Annotated in this window: 14 protein-coding genes; 13 read left to right on the top strand and 1 reads right to left on the bottom strand. The window is 25.5% G+C overall.

The features are described 5' to 3' along the window. Positions 1 to 2: 2 nt before the first annotated feature. From AMYT_RS15085 to AMYT_RS10935, 13 genes are all read left to right on the top strand, one after another. Entirely contained in the window at positions 3 to 2,525 is a 2,523-nt protein-coding gene (locus AMYT_RS15085; protein ID WP_228197859.1) for a ring-infected erythrocyte surface antigen domain-containing protein, read from the top strand. Next, positions 2,525 to 3,274: a flagellar biosynthetic protein FliR gene (locus AMYT_RS10990; protein ID WP_114842577.1), complete on the top strand. Its 750-nt coding sequence runs from the start codon at positions 2,525 to 2,527 to the stop codon at positions 3,272 to 3,274. Before AMYT_RS15085 ends, AMYT_RS10990 begins: the two co-directional genes overlap by 1 nt. Before the next feature lie 8 nt (positions 3,275 to 3,282). Next, entirely contained in the window at positions 3,283 to 4,335 is a 1,053-nt protein-coding gene (flhB, locus tag AMYT_RS10985; protein WP_114842576.1) for a flagellar biosynthesis protein FlhB, read from the top strand. 4 nt (positions 4,336 to 4,339) lie between these two features. After that, positions 4,340 to 6,334, top strand: coding sequence for a YfgM family protein (locus AMYT_RS10980; RefSeq protein WP_114842575.1), 1,995 nt, complete (start codon positions 4,340 to 4,342; stop codon positions 6,332 to 6,334). Then, the gene (fliI, locus tag AMYT_RS10975) at positions 6,334 to 7,641 is read left to right on the top strand and encodes a flagellar protein export ATPase FliI (protein ID WP_114842574.1); all 1,308 of its coding nucleotides are present in this window, start codon (positions 6,334 to 6,336) and stop codon (positions 7,639 to 7,641) included. The genes AMYT_RS10980 and fliI overlap by 1 nt, the downstream gene beginning before the upstream one ends. Beyond that, positions 7,638 to 8,783, top strand: a complete 1,146-nt coding sequence (gene flgL, locus AMYT_RS10970) for a flagellar hook-associated protein FlgL (protein ID WP_114842573.1) — start codon at positions 7,638 to 7,640, stop codon at positions 8,781 to 8,783. The genes fliI and flgL overlap by 4 nt, the downstream gene beginning before the upstream one ends. A 12-nt stretch (positions 8,784 to 8,795) precedes the next feature. After that, positions 8,796 to 10,910, top strand: coding sequence for a flagellar biosynthesis protein FlhA (gene flhA / locus AMYT_RS10965; RefSeq protein ID WP_114842572.1), 2,115 nt, complete (start codon positions 8,796 to 8,798; stop codon positions 10,908 to 10,910). 1 nt (position 10,911) lies between these two features. After that, positions 10,912 to 12,378, top strand: coding sequence for a BatD family protein (locus AMYT_RS10960; protein ID WP_114842571.1), 1,467 nt, complete (start codon positions 10,912 to 10,914; stop codon positions 12,376 to 12,378). Continuing rightward, positions 12,375 to 13,082, top strand: a complete 708-nt coding sequence (locus AMYT_RS10955) for an HlyD family efflux transporter periplasmic adaptor subunit (protein WP_114842570.1) — start codon at positions 12,375 to 12,377, stop codon at positions 13,080 to 13,082. Before AMYT_RS10960 ends, AMYT_RS10955 begins: the two co-directional genes overlap by 4 nt. After that, complete coding sequence (locus AMYT_RS10950; protein WP_114842569.1) at positions 13,069 to 13,941, top strand: molybdopterin-dependent oxidoreductase; 873 nt, start codon at positions 13,069 to 13,071, stop codon at positions 13,939 to 13,941. The genes AMYT_RS10955 and AMYT_RS10950 overlap by 14 nt, the downstream gene beginning before the upstream one ends. Continuing rightward, entirely contained in the window at positions 13,916 to 14,776 is an 861-nt protein-coding gene (locus AMYT_RS10945) for a molybdopterin-dependent oxidoreductase (RefSeq protein WP_114842568.1), read from the top strand. Before AMYT_RS10950 ends, AMYT_RS10945 begins: the two co-directional genes overlap by 26 nt. After that, on the top strand, positions 14,763 to 15,944 hold the full coding sequence (locus AMYT_RS10940; RefSeq protein ID WP_114842567.1) for an MFS transporter: 1,182 nt from the start codon (positions 14,763 to 14,765) through the stop codon (positions 15,942 to 15,944). Before AMYT_RS10945 ends, AMYT_RS10940 begins: the two co-directional genes overlap by 14 nt. 164 nt (positions 15,945 to 16,108) lie before the next feature. Then, a complete protein-coding gene (locus AMYT_RS10935; protein ID WP_114842566.1) occupies positions 16,109 to 18,100 on the top strand; it encodes a sensor histidine kinase in 1,992 nt (663 codons plus the stop codon). On the opposite strand, the gene bioD is transcribed toward AMYT_RS10935, so the two are convergent. Beyond that, positions 18,069 to 18,701, bottom strand: a complete 633-nt coding sequence (bioD, locus tag AMYT_RS10930) for a dethiobiotin synthase (protein ID WP_114842565.1) — start codon at positions 18,699 to 18,701, stop codon at positions 18,069 to 18,071. The genes AMYT_RS10935 and bioD overlap by 32 nt on opposite strands. Between the last annotated feature and the right edge of the window lie 52 nt (positions 18,702 to 18,753).

Raw genomic sequence — 18,753 nt, 5'->3', positions numbered from 1 at the left:
TTATGGAAACAATAGATTTATTATCTTCTTCTAAAATAAAAGGTGAAAATACTTCTTCATCAACTACTTCAAATGAGGTTAAAAAAGAAGGCTTTTCTTTATTTGATTCATTATTAAGTGAAGCTTCTTCTGAAAATATTGCAAAAAGTGGCAATTCAAAAGAAGAAGTAAATAATAAATCTAATGAAAATACTGGAAAAAACAGTATTTCTTTAAATACAACAACTGAAGAAAAAACAGAAATAAAAACAGCTAATACAATAGAAAATAAAGTAGAAAATAAGAGTGAAAAAGTTCAAACAGAAGTTCAAACTTCTTCTGTTAAAACTGACTCTTCTTCTTTATCATTATTAGATAGGATGCTTTTAGAAGCACAAAAAAGTATTTCTAATGAAGCAACAGCAGAAGAAATAACTTCAAATCCATTAAACTCTTCTACAAAAGAGATACCTTCAAGTAATGAAATTTTAAATAATATTAAAAATAGACAAACACCCCAAGAAACTTTAGTTAGTAAAGAAGAAAATAGTAAAAATATTACAAGTGAAAAAACACAAGATACTACTATATCAAATAATAATAAGGAAATAGAGAATAAAATAGAGAATCCAAACGGTAAAATAAATAATGACTTTAAAAAAGAGTTAAATAATGAGCAAAAAGTAGAAAATAAAGTAGAGAATAAAACTGAAGATTTAGTTGAAGATAAAAAGATAGAAAAACCAAATTTGGATACAGCAATAGCTAAAAATTCACAATTAAATCAAGAAAATAATATTGAAGTTATTACTGCAGAAAATAGTTCTCAAATTTCAACTGATGACACTTTAGAAATGGTTGAAGATAGTAAAGGTAATATTAAAAATAATGAAAGTGCACAAGTATTAAAAGAGATAAAAAATTCTGAAGTAATTATTGAAAATAAATCAATAAATACAACTGCTACTTTAGATATAGATACTTCTAAAAATGAAACACAAAAATTAGTAATACAACCAACTCAAGATAAAACTTCTATACAAAAAACAATTGTAGAAACTAGTAATTTAAATGAAAAGATTTTAAAAGATAATGAAACTTCAACTGTTCTTAATCCTTCTACACCTTTAGATAAAGGTGAGCTTGTTGTTGAAGATAATAATACTAAAGAGACTTTAACTAATAAAGAAAAAGCAACTTTAGATAAAGAACTTTCAACAAAAGTTGTAAATGAAGCGGTTTTAAGTAAACCAGCACAAGAAGAAGTAAGTGTAAAAACTGATGTGGTAAAAGAAGTGAAAACACAAGAAAACTTAGCTACTGAAACAAAAGTAATTGATAAAAAAATTGAAAATAATGAACTTGAAATAAAAGCTGTTGAAGAGAAGAAAAATATAAATAATGAATCTACAATTTCGAAAAATACAGCAACATCAGTTGAAAGTACAATTGATGAAACTTTAGCTAGCACAAAAAATGAAAAAGTAGCAAATGAACTTGCAAAAATTGATAATACAACTGCAAGTGAAAATAAAAAGGTTCAAATAGGTACTCAAGAACTAAAAGATACTTCTTTAGAAAATGAACAACCTGCTAGTAAAAAAACTTTAATTGAAAAGCTAGTAGAAGAAGATAATAGTTTAAAAAAAGAAGAGATTATTCAAACTAAAGTAGAAACAAAAACTGAAGAAAAAACGGTTTTAAATACTAAAAATGATTTATTAACAAATATATATTTAAGTTCTCAAAAAAATAGTATTACAAATCAAGCAATTATTGCACAGCATGAGGGTGTAAAAATTGCAAAAGAGGCTAATAATATTGAAGATATTAAAAAAAGTGCAAAAATCTTAGAATTAGAATTAACTGAAGCAAAAGTAGAAATTAAAGATAATGCAAGTAAAGAGATTAGTAAAAATACAATTTTAGAAAAAATGATAATGAATAGAAATCTTGTACAAGAGTTTACAAATAGTAATTTACCAACTCAAGTTACTTCTTCTTTAACTCAAAGTGGTTTGGCAGGTACTCAAGATAACACTATTATAAATGAAATGCCTGATGTTTCATTAACTGTACCTTCAACTTTGGCAATGAGTATTCAAAGTAAAATTATTGGAGCAAGGCAACAAATGTCTTCAATGATGTCTGATATTGCAAGAACTATGTATGAAAACTATAAGCCACCTGTAACTGCTTTTAGAATTAATTTATTTCCTGCACAATTGGGAACAATTGCAATTTTAATGAAAAATGATAGAGAAAATGGTGGATTAAATATCTCTTTAAATATCTCTAGTTCTTCAACTTTAGAAGCTTTTGTTGATAATGAAACGGGGTTAAAAAGTGCTTTATTAAAAACATTTGAATCAGAAGGTGAATTTAATCTTGATTTTAATTCAGATGAAAATAGTCAAAATAGCTCTTCAAATAATCCTCAAGAACAACAAGCTTCTACTAGAAGAGAGAGTCTTTCTTCAAATGAAATTTTAAATTCATTAAATAGTAATAAAAATAGTAAAGCTGATATTTCAAACTATATGTAATGGAAGCATTTCTATCTTTATTAAATGAAGCAGTAGTATTTAAATTCTTACTGCTTTTTGCTAGAATTTTATCTTTTGTTGCTTTTATGCCTGTATATGGTCATATTTCTGTAAATCCTACTATTAGAGTTACTTTTGCTTTTTTTATAACAGTATTTTTATTTCCTATAATAGAAGTACAAAATATTATTACTGAAGATACTTTTATTTTATCTTTAGTTAGTGAAATTACTTTAGGGGCAGTTGCTGCTTTTTTTGTACATGTGATTTTTTCTGCTGTAAAAATTATGGGAGAGTTAGTTGAGTATGCAACTGCTTTATCTATGGCAAATATGTTTGACCCTTCTACAGGAACACAAGAGGGGGTAATAAATAGGCTACTTTATATAATTGCTTTGGTTTTATTTTTTGAAACAGGTATGTATGAAATGACTTTTGTAATTTTAGTTAAAAGTTTTTCAATGATACATTTAGGATATTTTGATATTTTTTCTTATAATGGAATACAGATTATAATAGATGAGATAAATAGGCTTTTTGCCTTTGCTTTTGCTTTTGCTTTACCTTTATTTTTTATAGCTTTTATTCTTGATTTATATTATGGATATGGAACTAGGTCTATGCCTGCGTTCTCTCCTTTTGTTATTACTTTTCAACTAAAATTTGCAATAATATTTATCTTTATGATATTTGGAATGGAGATTTTTACTCAATCTTTCACTAATTTTTTTATACAAAAGTTTCAATAGGAAAATAGATGGCTGACGAAGACGAAAAAACCGAAGAACCCACACCCAAGAAAATTGAAGATGCCAAAAAGGAAGGTAATGTCAATAAATCTATGGAAGTTACGGGTGCAGCTATTTTATTTTTTGGTTCTATATATTTATTGTTTTTTTCAAATCACTTTTGGCTTCAAATTAAAAAGTTAATGATGTATTCTTATAGTTTTATAGGGCAAGAGTTAGATAATAGTGTACTTTATACAATTACTTATTCTATGACAATAACTATATTAACAGCTCTTGCACCAATTTTTGCTTTGGTTATACTCTTAACTTTAATTACAAATTGGACGCAGTTTGGTTTTGTTTCAACTGCTTTAAAATTTGATTTACAAAAGCTGGACCCTATTAAAGGTTTTGGAAATATTTTTGGTGTAAAAAAAGCAATAGAGTCTTTTAAATTAACCCTAAAACTTATAATTATTATGGGTGTGATGGTAATAGTTATTTTACTAACAGGAAATGACTTTTTAGCAATGATGGATATGAATTTATATGCCTCTTTGCAAAAGATGATTGACTTAACAATTTACTATTTAGCAGCTATATTATTAATTATAATAATTTTTGCTATAATGGATTTTTATTTCACAAGATATTATTATCTTAAATCTTTAAGAATGAGTAAGCAAGATATTAAAGATGAATTTAAAAATATGGATGGGGATCCATTAGTTAAGGGTAGAATTAGAAGAATACAAATGCAAATGGCAATGAAAAGAATGATGTCTGATGTACCTGATGCAGATGTTGTTATTACAAATCCAACTCATTATGCTGTTGCTTTAAAATATGATAATAAAGTTGATACTGCACCAAAAGTTATTGCAAAGGGTATTGATTTTTTAGCTTTAAGAATAAAAGATGTTGCTAAAGAAAATGATATTCCTATTATTGAAAATCCTGCTCTTGCAAGATCTTTATATGACCAAATTGAAATTTCTCAAGAAATACCTGGGGATTTTTATAAAGCTATTGCAGAAATATTTGCTTATGTATTTGAATTAAAAAAGAAGAAAAGGTAAAGTTTTGAAAAATCTATTAATTTTAATATTGTTATTTTCTTTTTCCTATGGAAAAAAAGATTTTTATTATAGCTTTATAAACTCTTCAAATGAACAAATTTCACAAGAAAGAAAACAAGCTATTACTGATGGTTTTGATATTATTGAAAATGCAAAAAGATTAGCAAAAGAGGGTAAAGTGGATGAAGCTTATACTCAAATAAATGATTTTAAAAATAAAAATAAAATAAAACTATTGGAAAGTGATATTTATGTTTTATATTCAGAACTTTCATTAAGAAAAAAATCTAAAAAATATATTTTAGATGCTGCAAAAGAGTTAGAAAGTGCAATAAATAGTTCAAAAATTAGGGAAGACCAGTTACCAAAAGCTTATATGTTATTAGTGGATTTAAAACTACAATCAAATAAAACAACAGAAGCCCAATATTTTGCAGAAATTATTATAAATAACTTTAATGATGAGGTTACAAAAGCTTATGGTAAAATCCATTTAGCAAAGGTTTATAAATACCAATATAAATATGATAAAGCAATTAGAATTTTATATGAAGTTTTAACTAAAACAACTGATATTTTAGTTGCAACAATTGTTGCTGATGAACTTTTTGATGTATATATTGCTGATAATAAATATGATGAAGCTTATGATTTAATTTCAAAAGTTTTAAAGAAAAATATAGATTATTATGCAAATGATTCTTATTTGGCTTTAGAAAAAGTTGATAAATTAATAAAAGCAAAGATGCCTGAATTTGCTGTTGAAATTTTAAAAGAGTTACTAAAAAAAGCACAAAAAAAAGAAGCTATTGAAGATTTTAAATATAAATTAGCAAATACATATATGCTAATGTATGAAGGAACACCCAAATATCTCCTACTTGCAAAAGATTTATATGAAGATATTTTAAATGAATTTCCAGAGGGTATGTATGTAGATAAAGCTAAAATGTATATTGATGAGATTTTTATGAGGGAGGGGAAAATTGACCCTGCTACTATTGCTAATAAATATTTAAATTCTGAATCAATGCAACAAAAAGTTTTATTACAAGAATTATTACTTGAAAAGCGAGATAAAAAATATCAAACTATTCTTAGAAAAAAAAGAGTGTATAGTAAAATCTCAAATGAAATAGCTAAACGATTTGGTTATGATAGTATGAGTGCTATTTTTGATGTGGTTAATATTGAAATGATTAAGCAGTATTTAGAAGAGGGTAAATGTTCTGAATTAACTGAAGTTTTAAAAACTTCAAGAAGAGAGACTTTACAAAAGCTAATTGAAGATAATGATACAAAATATAAATTTTTCCAGTGTATGGTAGAAGAGCCTTATGAAAGAGCATATCTTATGGCAAAAGATGCTTTTAATAGAAGTAGAGATGGACAAATTTATTTATATTTAGAACAAATTGCTTATAAATTAGGCCTTTTAGAAGAGGCTTTATCATATTCTGCTAAAGTAGAAATGGTAAATGAACAAGAGATTCTAAGTAAAGAGTTTTTATATAGATTTTTAATTATAAATGCTTTAAATGAACCAACTTCAATGCAAAGATTTTATGCTTATGCTCAAAATAATAAAAACTATATTGAAGAAAATAAAGATAATCCTTTAATAATTGACTTTTATTATCAATACTATTTATATCTTTTATCTCAAGATAAAAAAGATGAAGCGTATGATATTTTACTAAAACTATACAATAAACAAAAGCAGATAAAAGCAAGAGTTTATTCTCCTTTTGTAGAATTAGAATTAGCAAAATATGAAAAAGATAAAAATAATTTAGCAAAGGCTTTGGAGTATTTACTTGAAGGAGTGGATACTAATAGAAAAATCAAACCAAATGATTTGGCTAGGGCTTATTATGAAATAATTAAAAGCTATGAAACTTTTGGTAATAATGAAAAAAAAGCAGAATTTGTATTAAAGTGTAAAGAGATAAAAGACGCAACAGATAGCTTATATAAAAAAATGTGTGATGAGATGTAATGATAGATATTGATAGCTTATTAAATAGTATTGACAGTGCAAATTTATCTATTGCTTTTGGTAGAATTAATCATATTAGTTCTACAACAATTGTTGCAGCAGGTATTGAAGTAGCTGTTGGTGATATAGTAAAAATTGAATCAGTTCAACATCTTTATACTGTTCTTGGTATGGTAGCTTCAATTGATGGACAAAATTTTACAATTGTTCCTTTTTCTTTTATAGAGGGGTTTAAAATAAATGATAAGGTTTATTTACAAAAAGAAGGTCTTAGTGTTAAAACTGGATATGGTCTTTTAGGTAGGGTTGTAAATGCCTTAGGAGAGCCTATTGATAATAAAGGAAAAATTAAAGATATTCTTGAGAGTTCTGCTATAAATAAATTATCAATGCCTGCACTTGAAAGAGGTATAATTAATCAAAGATTTTCAACAGGTGTTAAGGCAATAGATTCTATGCTAACAACAGGTAAAGGGCAAAAAGTTGGTATTTTTGCAGGAAGTGGTGTTGGTAAATCTACTTTAATGGGTATGATTGTTAAAGGTTGCCAAGCTCAAATTAAAGTTGTTGCTTTAATTGGAGAAAGGGGTAGAGAAATACCTGAATTTATCCACTTTAATTTAGGGGATAATCTTGAAAATACAATTATAGTTGCAGCAACTTCTGATGAATCAGCATTAATGAGAAAATATGGTGCTTTTACAGCTATGGCAATTGCTGAATTTTTTAGAGATAAAGGGCATGATGTTCTTTTAATGATGGATTCAGTTACTAGATTTGCAATGGCTCAAAGAGAAATAGGTTTAAGTACAGGTGAACCACCTGTTAGTAGAGGATACCCTCCTTCCGTTTTTGCTTTACTTCCTCAATTAATGGAAAGAGCAGGTAGTAATCAAAAAGGTTCAATTACTGCTTTTTTTACAGTTTTAGTTGATGGAGATGATATGAATGACCCTATTGCTGATCAAAGTAGATCAATTTTAGATGGGCATATTGTTTTAACAAGAGATTTAACAGAACAAGGGTTTTATCCCCCTATAAATCTCTTAAAATCAGCTTCTAGGGTAATGGATAAAGTTGTTGAAGATGAGCACTATAATTACTTTTTAAAGTTAAAAAGAGTATTATCTCTTATAAAAGAGAATGAAGTGTTAGTTAGAGTAGGTGCATATAAACCAGGGATGGACCCTGAATTAGATGTTGCCTTGGCTAAAAAAGAGAAAATTAGAAGTTTTCTAACTCAAAGCACTAAAGAACAATATAGCTTTGAAGAGATTGTTCGAATGTTTAAGGAGGTGCTACAATGATTAATAGTTTAAGCGAATCTATTTATAGACTATCTTTGCTAAATGCAGAGCAAGAAAGAATAAGTTATCAATCAAGTACTGGAAAAAAGATAGATAATGGAAGTGATGATTCATTAGTTTTTACAAAAGAGATTTATATTGAAGATAAAATATCTGTTTTCGATGGTATTAAAAAACAAATTGATATTACAGCAGCACAAAATAAATCAGCTGATTCTTCATTGGCTGAAATTAAAGATATTATCTCTTCTTTAAAATCAGAAATTATTAGAGCTTTAGATGATGGAATTGATCCTGAATCAAAAAAGAATATTGCTATTAATTTAGAGGGGATGAAAAAGAATTTATTTTTATTCTCAAATGAACAATCAAATGGAGAATATTTATTTTCTGGAACAGAAGGTACTAAACCTCCTTTTGAACAAGACCCAGTTACAGGAGATGTAACATATGTAGGTAATGGCTACTTAAAAAAAGTTGCTGTAGATGAAGGCTCTTATAGGGATAGGGGTGTTACTGGTTTTGATATGATGATGAATACTAATGACACAGCTTATTATGGAGAAAAACTTACATTTACTGCAAATGAAAGAGTAGTTGATAATTCAGGAAATGAATGGGTTTTAGATGCAGGTGTTCCGCAGCTTGTAAAACATACTGAAATAGGTGCATCAACAGAAACTATGCCTTTAACAGAGATTTTACCAGCAACTGTTCCTGCAAAATATGAAACAACAAATCCAATTTCAACTCCAGGTCAAGTATTAAAATCAAAAGAGAATATTTTTGATGTTATTGATAATCTTGTAAATGCTTTAAATCAAGTTGATTCAACAGGTGCCCCAATTACTGAGGATCAAGCTAAAGCTCAATTAAAAGATGGCTTAGGTAAAGTAAATCAAGCCTTTGATTCAATTAATGCTGCACATAGTGCCTTGGGAGTAAGAAATAAGATATTTGAAGTTTCTTCTGAGAAAGTTTCAGCAAAGATAACTCACTTTAATATTTTATTTAGAGAGACTGCTGGTGTAGATTTAGGAAAAGTTGCTATGGAGGCAAAAGCTTTGGAATTAACATTTACAGCACTTTATTCAACTGTAAATAAAATGAATCAATTGTCGTTAGTAAATTATATTAACTAATTTTAGGTATAAATGAATATAAAAAAGATACTGTCAAAAGACTTAGTTGTTGTAGCACTTTTTGTTGCTATTTTAATGATTATCATTGTTCCTTTATCAAAAGGGATTTTGGATTTCTTTTTGGTGGTATCTTTATCTTTATCGCTACTTATTTTATTAATTTCTTTATATATTCAAAAACCATCAGATCTTACAACTTTCCCAACTTTAATTTTAATTTTAGCACTATTTAGGCTATCTTTAAATATTGCAACTACTAGATCAATTTTAAGTGAAGGACATAATGGTCCTGATGCAGTAAGTTCCATAATTTCAGCTTTTGGTGAGTTTGTTGTAGGTGGTAATATGGTAATTGGGGTTATTGTATTTATCATATTAGTGCTTATTAACTTTATGGTTGTAACTAAGGGTGCTACAAGGGTAGCAGAGGTTACTGCAAGATTTACACTTGATTCTATGCCAGGTAAACAAATGGCAATTGATGCTGATTTAAATGCTGGATTTATAGATGATAAAGAAGCTCAAATAAGAAGAAAATCTTTAATCTCTGAAGCAAATTTTTATGGGGCAATGGATGGGTCTTCGAAGTTTGTTAAAGGTGATGCTGTTGCTGGTATTATTATTACTTTAGTAAACTTAATTGGAGGATTATTAATAGGTCTTTTCCAACATGATTTAACTGTTTCTGAAAGTGGAAGAATTTATACTATTTTAACTATTGGAGATGGTCTTGTAGCCCAAATTCCAGCTTTAATTTTATCAACTGCAACGGCAATTATTATTACTAGATCAAATATGGATGAAGATAGATTTGCAAATCAATCGGTTTTACAATTAGTAAAAGATAGTAAATCTTTAATCCTTGTTGGTATAGGGATGATTTTATTTGGTTTTGTTCCAGGGTTCCCTACGGGAATTTTAATGATTATGGGAATTTTAATGATGTTTATTGGTTATACGATTTATATGATAGAAGATAATCAAGATAATGCATTAACAAGATTTTTTAAACCTCAAATTAGTGAAAAATCTAAAAAAATTACAAAAAGTCCTGAAGAGTTAAAAGAGATGAAAAAACAAAAAACTCAAGATGAGGGACAAGTAATTGAAAATATTATGAAACTAGAAGTTTTAGAATTAAAGCTGGGCTTTAGGCTTTTACAATTAGTGCAAGGAAATTCTGAATTATTAGATAAAATTAAAGGTATAAGAAAAACAATTGCGGCTGATTTAGGTTTTATAATACCTCAAATTAGAATTTCAGATGATGCCTCACTTATGCAAAATGAGTATCAATTGTATTTAAAAAGAATTCCAATTGTAAAAGGAAAAGTTGAAACAGATAAGCTTCTTGCAATGGGTGGTATAGGAAATGAAAAACTAAAAGGTTTACATGTAAAAGAACCTGTTTTTAACCTTGAAGCAACTTGGATTAATATGGATTTAAAAGAAGAAGCATTAATGAAAGGTTTTACAGTAGTTGATGCTCCAACAATTATTTCAACTCATATTTCAGAAGTTATAAAAAAACATGCAGAAGATATTATAACAAGACAAGATATTGTTGATATAATTGATGGTTTAAAAAAAGATTTCCCAATTGTTGTAGAAGAGGCTATGAAAGTTACTTCTTATGGCTCACTATTAAAAGTTTGTAGAGACCTTTTACATGAGAAAATCCCAATTGTTGATATGCTAACAATAGTTGAAGCAATTGCAGATATTGCAGAGTTTACTAAAGCACCGGATGTATTATTAGAACATGTAAGAAGTAAGTTATATAGACTAATTACACAAAGATTTAAAGATACAGACGGGGTTTTACATATAATTACAATAAAACCAGAAATTGAACAACAATTTATTGGAAAATTACAAGAACATCATGGAGTTTCACAACTTATGTTATCAATTGCTGAAATTAATAATCTTGTAACAAAAACAAAAGCTGTAATGGAAGAGGTTGAACTAAAAGGCTATAGTAAAGTTGCTATGGTTGTTGATCCTCTTTTAAGAAAAAGAATTTCAGAAATATATGAAAAGTTTGGTTTACAAGTAGCTGTATTATCCCATGCAGAACTTGATTCAAGAGCAAACTTTGCAATTGAAGGAACAGTAGAGTTCTAAGATGAAAGCTTTAAAAACTCTAATTATTTTATTACTTTTTTTTAACTTTTTAAATGCTGAGGTAAAAATAAATGCACCTTTAACATTTATAGTAAATAAGCCTTATGTTTTTGAAATAATAGCAAGTGGAAATGAAGTAAATTTTCCCAAAATAGAAGAAATACAAGGTAATAAAGTTGAGTTAATCTCTTCTGTAAATGGCTTAAATGTAATAAATTCAAAAGTTACTAGAAACTTTATAAGAAAATATAGTTTTATTCCTACAACTGATTTTACAATTCCCTCTTTTAAATTTGTAATTGATAATAAAGAAATTTTAACTACAAAAGTAGAAGTAAAAAAACAAGAAGTTTCAAAAACTTTTAGTAAATATGCAGATTTTGAGTTATCAGTTTCAAAAGCTAGTGTATATGTTTCAGAAGAGTTTAGATTAAAATTAAAGTTTAAATATTTAGATACTTTAAATATAAAAGGCTTAAATTTAGCCCAAGTAAATTTTGATAACTTTTGGTATAAACAAACAAAAAATCAAAAGGAATATAAACAAGGTGAGTATTATGTCCATGAAATGGAGTTTTTAGTATTTGCTCAAAAAAGTGGAACTTTAAATATTGAACCTTTTGAAATGGTTATGAAATTAGTTGATAATAGCTCAAATGATTTTATGCTTTTTAATAATTATATTTATAAATCAATATATTCAAATAAACTTACTTTAGAAGTAAAAGAATTACCACAAAGTATTAAATTAGTAGGTGAGTTTAATATTGATAGTTCTTTATCTAAAACTGAGGTTACTCAAGGAGATGCAGTTTCATTTAAAGTAAAAATTGATGGGTTTGGAAATATAGATGATATAGATGATATAAAATTAGATATTACTGAAGCAACTATTTATGAAAATAAACCAACAATAAATACTAATATTGTACAAAATAGATATTTTGGAACTTATGAAAAGGTATTTTCTATTATTCCAAATAAAGATATGTTAATTAAACCAATTACAATAAAATATTTTGATAAAAACTTACAAAAAGTTGTAGAAAAAAGTACACCTTTATATAAAATAAAAGTAATTAAACAAAATAAAAAAGAAGAACAGCTTTTATTACCTTCTAAAAAGCAAGAAGTTGTAAATAAGGTAATAGTAGAAAAATTCTCATATAAAAATTCAATTTTATTTTTCCTTTTAGGAGTAATATTTACTTTATTTATAATTTATTTATATAAATACGCTATAAATTTAAAGTTTAAAAAGCAAAAAGAGAGTAATCTTCTAGCTAAAATAAAAAATAGTAAAAATAAAAATGAATTAATAAAAATTATTATTGTTTTTCTTAAAGTTAATGAAACTTTAGACAAAAAGATTTTTCAACTTCAAGATATAAGTGATGAAAAAGATTTTAAAACTTTAAAAAAAGAGATTTACACAATTATTAAAAATGAAAAAGGGATAAAAAAATGAGGCTTTTAGTTATATTTTTCTTTACTATGAATTTAGCTTTTGCATCTGTTTATTATGCAAAACTTGAACCAATTAATAGTTATCAAATAAAAGCAAGTGTAAGTGGTAAAGTTATTTTTTCAAATGATGAATTAGAAGGAAAACTTGCAAATAATTCCACTGTAATAGAACTTGATTCATATGTTGATAGAGTTGATTTAGAACAAACTAAAAATAAATTAAAATCTATAAATAATATGATTTCTATTGAGCAAAGAAATTTTGAAAGATTAACAAAAGTCTCTTCAAAATCTGAGTTTGAAAAAGATACTCAAAAAATAAAAGTTATAAATTTGGAGACTTCAAAAGCTGATACTTTAATAAAAATAGCAAATCTTGAAGATAGTATTAAAAATAAAAAATTAGTTGAGAAGAGTAATTATATTTATAATATAAATGTAAAAGAGGGAGACTATGTAACTCCTGGAACTTTACTTTATGAAGCAAAAGATTTATCTAAAGGAAAATTAGAAATTTTTATTCCAATTGCAGATATTGAAGATATTAAAACAAAAAATATTTATATTGATGATAAAAAATCAGATATAAAAATTACAAAAATATATGATGTGGCTGATAGTGAACATATCTCTTCATATAAAGTGGAAATACATATAAAAAATCCAAAAAAATTTTCAAGGTTAATTAAAATTGAGTTTAAATAATAAAATTGCTTGTCCTTTAGATTGTTATGATGCTTGTGAAGCAGTTTTTGAAAATGGAAAAATAAAAGGAAATAAAAAGCATTATCCTACAAATGGAAATATGTGTGCTAATTTTATATCTTGTATTAAACAAGAATATTTAAAAACTCCTATTTATAATAATGCTGAAATAACATTAAATAAAGCATTAAATATTTTAGTTGAAAAATTAAAAGAAGTTAAACCAGAAAACTCTTTATTTTATAAAGGTAGTGGTAATTTAGGAGTAATGCAAAGTAGCTTAAAAAGTTTTTTTGCAAAATATGGTTCTATTTTAACACAAGGTAGTTTATGTGATGGTGGAGGAGGAGAAGGGATTAAGGCTACTCGTGGAGAAGTTGTAAACCCTCCTTTAGAAAAACTATTACAAGCTGATGTGATAATTGTATGGGGAAGAAATTTCTCTGTTACTTCTTCTCATATGTATGAATTGGTAAAAAATAAAAGTTTTATTACAATTGATCCAATAAAAACTCATATAGCAAAGAATTCAGAGTTACATTTAGCTTTAAATCCAAAAACAGATTATGAGTTAGCTTTACTACTTACAAGATTTGCATATATGCAAGATTTGGAAGATGAAGAGTTTTGTAATAAATTTGAAACAAGTGAAGAGTTTTTTGAGTTGGCTAAAAGTAGACCAATCCTTTCTTATGAAGAGGCAACAGGTGTTAGCTTAGAGGATATAAATAGATTTTTTGAAATAATTGAAAATAAAAAAGTAGCACTTGTTTTAGGACTTGGTGTACAAAAATATTATGAAGGTGCAAATATTACTAGATGTATAGACTCTTTTGCAGCTTTTTTTAGGATTGCATAATCCTTTAAAGCATTGTGGGGTTTGGTATTTAAGTAATTCAAAATATGGTTATGAAGAACAATTTAATTTTTCAACTAAACATCAAAAAATCAATGTTAGTGAAGTTGATTTTTCAAAATATGAACTTGTTTTTATACAAGGAGCAAATCCTGTTGTAAGTGCTCCAAATACAAAAAGAGTTATTGAAGGATTAAAAAATAGTTTTGTAGTTTATTTGGGGATAAATATAAATGATACTTGTGAATATGCTGATTTAATAATTCCTGCTTGTTCTTTTTTACAAAAAGATGATGTAAGACTTTCTTATGGTCATGAATATAAAGCTATTTCAAATAAAGTACAAGAACCTTTAAGTGAGACTATAAGCGAATATAATTTAACAAAATATTTATTTGATACTTTTAAATTTGATGGTTTAAAAAAAGAAAAAGAGATATTGGATTATTATATAAAATATCAGCCTAAAGCATATGAGTTTGAAAAGTTTGAATTTATAGATGATATAGAAGTAGAACATCTATATGAAAAAAAACTAAAAGAACAATATTATTTTATAACTGCAAAGAAAAAGAAAAATTTAAATTCTTCTTTTAAAATTGACAACTATTTATATTTAAATCCTCAAACTGGTTATAAAGATGGTGATATTGTAACTTTATCTTCAAAATATGGTAATGCTAAATTTGAAGTAAAAACAACATTTGATGTTAAAGAAAATTGTGTTTTATGTTATGCTGGTAATAAAAATGCAAATTATTTAACTCCTTATCAAAGCGATGAATCTTCTCACAGCGCTATGTATCAAGAGGTTTTAGTTAATATTGAACTATCGTAAATTATTTAAAGAGCACAAGGTAATTAGAGACTTATCCCTTGTGCAGTTTATTTCTTATTTTGGTGCTTGGTTTTCAAATGTAGCAATTTATACAATGCTAGTACAATTTCAATCTACTGCTTTTGCTATTTCTGTAGTTACTGCAATGCACTTTATTCCTGCAATAGTAATTGCTCCTTTTTCTGGGGCGATTATTGATAGATTTAAAATAAAACCATTAATGCTAAGCTTATTATTTACAGAATTTTTAATGACTTTAGGTTTTTTATTAATTGATAGTAGTGAAGATATGTGGTTATTGCTTATTTTAATTTTTATTAGAATGAGTAGTGCTTCTATGTTTTTTTCAACAGAAATGTCACTTCTTCCTAGGTTACTTAAAGGGCCTGCTTTACAAAAAGCAAATGAAATTCACTCAATTCTATGGTCTTTTTGTTATGCTTTTGGTATGGCTATTAGTGGGGTTGTAGTTAATTATGTGGGAGTTAAAATAGCTTTTATTTTAGATGCTTTATTATTTTTAATTGCACTAATTGTATTTATAAATATTAATTTTGTAGTAAAAGAATCTGAAGTTCAAGATAAAATATTTAGAATTATAAAAGATGGTTTTGTTTATATTAAAAACAATAAAATTATAATACATCTAATAATTTTACATTCAAGTGTAGGTTTAACCTCTTTTGATACTTTAGTTACACTACTTGCTAAAAATGAGTATAAATATGTAATTTCAGTTCCTTTATCTATTGGTATTTCAAATGCAGTTAGAGCTTTAGCACTTATGATAGGTCCATACTATTTAGGAAAATTTGCAAATAAAGAAAACTTTTTTTATCTTTTAATTTTGCAAGGAGTAGGGATTTCTATTTGGGCTTCTTTACAATTTAACTTCTATTTAGCTTTAATAGGTTTATTTATTACAGGATTTTTTACTACTATTATATGGTCATATACTTATGCTTTATTACAAGAAAATTGTGAAGAAAAGTATTTGGGTAGAGTTATTTCATATAATGATATGATTTTTATGTTAGCAAATGTTGCTACAACAATTTTTATTGGTTTAATGGCAAGTTTAACTTCACTTGATATAATAACTTATATTATTTCTTTTGGTTTCTTTATATTTGCTTTTTATTATAGAAAGGTTTTACTATGGCTATAAAAAAGTGGTTGAAATGAAATGATTTTAGAAAAAAATCTTTCTAAAATAATAATTTTAAATATTATTTTAAGGATATTTTAAAACTTTTCTAAATATAATAATTTATATTATTTTTTTATTATAGAAAGGTTTTACTGTGGTTGTAAAAAAGTGGTTAAAATGAAATGTTTTTAGAAAAAAATCTTTCTAAATTAATAATTTTTACACCAATTATTCTTATTATTTTAGTTACTACTTTAGTAACTTTCTCTCAAATTAGCCATTTAGAAAAAAAGTTTTTAAGTGATAGAGAAAAGATTAAACAAAAACTTATAGAAGAAGAAAAAAATAAACTTTCTCAAAAACTAACTTCAATTAGCAATTATATAAACTATAAAAAATCTAAAAATAATAAAATTTTAAAAAATAGAATTAAAAAAAGAGTTGATTTAGCTTATAATATTATTTCAAATAAATATAATAAAGATGCAGGAATTATAAAACAAGATAAAATAAAAGAGGAATTAATTCATATTTTAAAAGAAGTAAAATATGATAATAATGGATATCTTTTTTTAAAAGAAATAAAAGAAGATAAAATTTTTGCAAGAATTTATCCCTCATATATTTTATATGAAAATAAAGATATTACAAATATAGAAGATAAAGAACATAAAGATTTTTTAAATAGATGTAAAGAGCTTTTAAAAGATAAAAAAGCTGGTTTTATTACTTATTCTTTAAAAAAAATCAATACTTTAAATAGTTTTGAAAAAATCTCATATATTAAAAAATTTGAACCTTTTAATTGGATTATAGGCTATGGAGAGTATTTACTTGATATTGATAATCTAACAAAACAAGACATTCTTGCTAGACTAAACTCAATAAACTTTGAAGATAATAACTTAATTTATACAATAAATTTTAAAAAAGAGTTTATTCATGGAGTAGAAGATAAAAACTTTTTATATAAGGAGTTGTATTCTTATATTGATAAAAGTATAGAAAATAAAGAGTTTGATAAAACAAATTTTTATTGGACTAAAAATTATGAAAAATTATTTGCTTATAAATTTATCAAAGAGTGGGATTGGATAATTATTACAAGTATAAATTTAAAAAGTTTAGAAGATATTATTCTTGACATATTAGGTTCAAAGCAACAAGAAGAAGATAAATTTATAAAAGAGAGTATTAAAATTGCTTTTATGGTGATAATTTTTGGAACTTTATTAACTTTTCTAATTTCAAAAAAAATAGAAAGTATTTTTAAAAGTTATAAAAATAGTATAGAAAGCCAAAAAAATGCACTTAAAAATATTAATGCAACTTTAGAGCATAGAGTAAAAGAAAAAACAAAAGAATTAAAAGAATTTAATAAAAAGTTAAAAGATAAGATAAAAGAAGAGGTTTGTAAAAATAGAGAAAAAGACCAAATTTTATATAACCAATCCAAAATGGCAGCAATGGGAGAGATGATAGAAAATATTGCCCATCAATGGAGACAACCTTTAAGTATGATTAGCACTATTGCAAGTGGAATTTCTTTAAATATTGATTTTAAAATGTATAATGAAAAAGAGACAAAAAATGATTTAAAATCAATAGTGGATACTACTAAATATTTATCTCAAACTATTGAAGATTTTAGAAACTTTTTTATTGAAAATAAACATAAAGAGAGTTTTAATTTAGTAGATTCAATTAAAAAAGATATAAATATAATAAACTCTTCATTTAAAAATAATCATATTGAATTAATAACTTCATTAGAAGATATAACTATGTTTAGTATTCAAAATGAATTAACTCAAGCAATTTTAAATATTTTAACAAATGCAAAAGATGTATTAATAGAAAAAATAAATCATCTTGAAGAAAGAAGAATTGTAAAAATTCAAACAAAAGCTATAAATGATTTTGTATATATTTATATTCAAGATAATGGGAAGGGTATAAAAAAAGAGATAATTGATAAAATTTTTGAACCATACTTTACAACAAAACATAAATCTCAAGGTACAGGAATAGGGCTTTATATGACAAGAGAGATAATTATAAAACATATGAAAGGTGAAATTAAAGTAGAAAATAGAAGTTTTGAGCACGAAGGTATTAAATACCTAGGCGCTTGTTTTGAGATTAAACTTCCTGTAAATATTGAAGCTGTGTAAAATAATCTTTTAAAAAAGGTAATGAAACTTCTTCAAAACTATCTTTATCTTCATATAAATTTATATAAAATTCAAAATCAATATTTTTAGCTTTTAAAGCTTGAATACTAAGTAAAGTATCATTTATACATCCTAATTTACTAGGGGTAATTAAAATAGCTTTAGCATCAAACATTTTAATTAAATCAATAATAAAAATATCTTTTAGTATGGGAACCATAAGACCTCCAGCCCCTTCAATTATAAGAACATCGCACTTTTGCATTAACTTTTTTTTCTTTTCTAATAGAAAATCAAAATCTATTTGTGTTTGTTTTTTGGCAACATAGGGTGCAGCAGGAAGAGTAAACTGATAAGGAACAACATCATTTATATTAAAATCAAAACTAGGATTTAACTGTTTTACCAATTCTAACATATTTGAACCATCTATAGGTTTATTTATAACTCCCGTTTCAAAGGGTTTAAAATATCCTACTTTTAAACCTAAACTAGCTAAAGCTTTAGCAAATCTTTTACAAGCATAAGTTTTACCCACATCTGTATTTGTAGCACTTATAAATAAGCTTTTATTTAAATAGTAATTTTTATCTTTTATCATTGTAATTTCTTTTTTGGTATAATATTATAGACTTATATTTTATCAAAAAAAG

It is taken from the genome of Malaciobacter mytili LMG 24559 (assembly GCF_003346775.1).
Lineage (GTDB): Bacteria > Campylobacterota > Campylobacteria > Campylobacterales > Arcobacteraceae > Malaciobacter > Malaciobacter mytili.
Note: the sequence above shows the minus strand (reverse complement) of the source record. Positions and strands in the feature narration are given on the sequence as shown.

Excerpts from the sequence above, each read along its gene's own strand:
- AMYT_RS10935 (WP_114842566.1), top strand. The coding sequence starts at position 16,109 with ATGTTTTTAGAAAAAAATCTTTCTAAATTAATAATTTTTACACCAATT.
- AMYT_RS10960 (WP_114842571.1), top strand. The coding sequence starts at position 10,912 with ATGAAAGCTTTAAAAACTCTAATTATTTTATTACTTTTTTTTAACTTT.
- AMYT_RS15085 (WP_228197859.1), top strand. The coding sequence starts at position 3 with ATGGAAACAATAGATTTATTATCTTCTTCTAAAATAAAAGGTGAAAAT.
- flhB (WP_114842576.1), top strand. The coding sequence starts at position 3,283 with ATGGCTGACGAAGACGAAAAAACCGAAGAACCCACACCCAAGAAAATT.
- bioD (WP_114842565.1), bottom strand. The coding sequence starts at position 18,701 with ATGATAAAAGATAAAAATTACTATTTAAATAAAAGCTTATTTATAAGT.
- fliI (WP_114842574.1), top strand. The coding sequence starts at position 6,334 with ATGATAGATATTGATAGCTTATTAAATAGTATTGACAGTGCAAATTTA.
- flhA (WP_114842572.1), top strand. The coding sequence starts at position 8,796 with ATGAATATAAAAAAGATACTGTCAAAAGACTTAGTTGTTGTAGCACTT.
- flgL (WP_114842573.1), top strand. The coding sequence starts at position 7,638 with ATGATTAATAGTTTAAGCGAATCTATTTATAGACTATCTTTGCTAAAT.
- AMYT_RS10955 (WP_114842570.1), top strand. The coding sequence starts at position 12,375 with ATGAGGCTTTTAGTTATATTTTTCTTTACTATGAATTTAGCTTTTGCA.
- AMYT_RS10990 (WP_114842577.1), top strand. The coding sequence starts at position 2,525 with ATGGAAGCATTTCTATCTTTATTAAATGAAGCAGTAGTATTTAAATTC.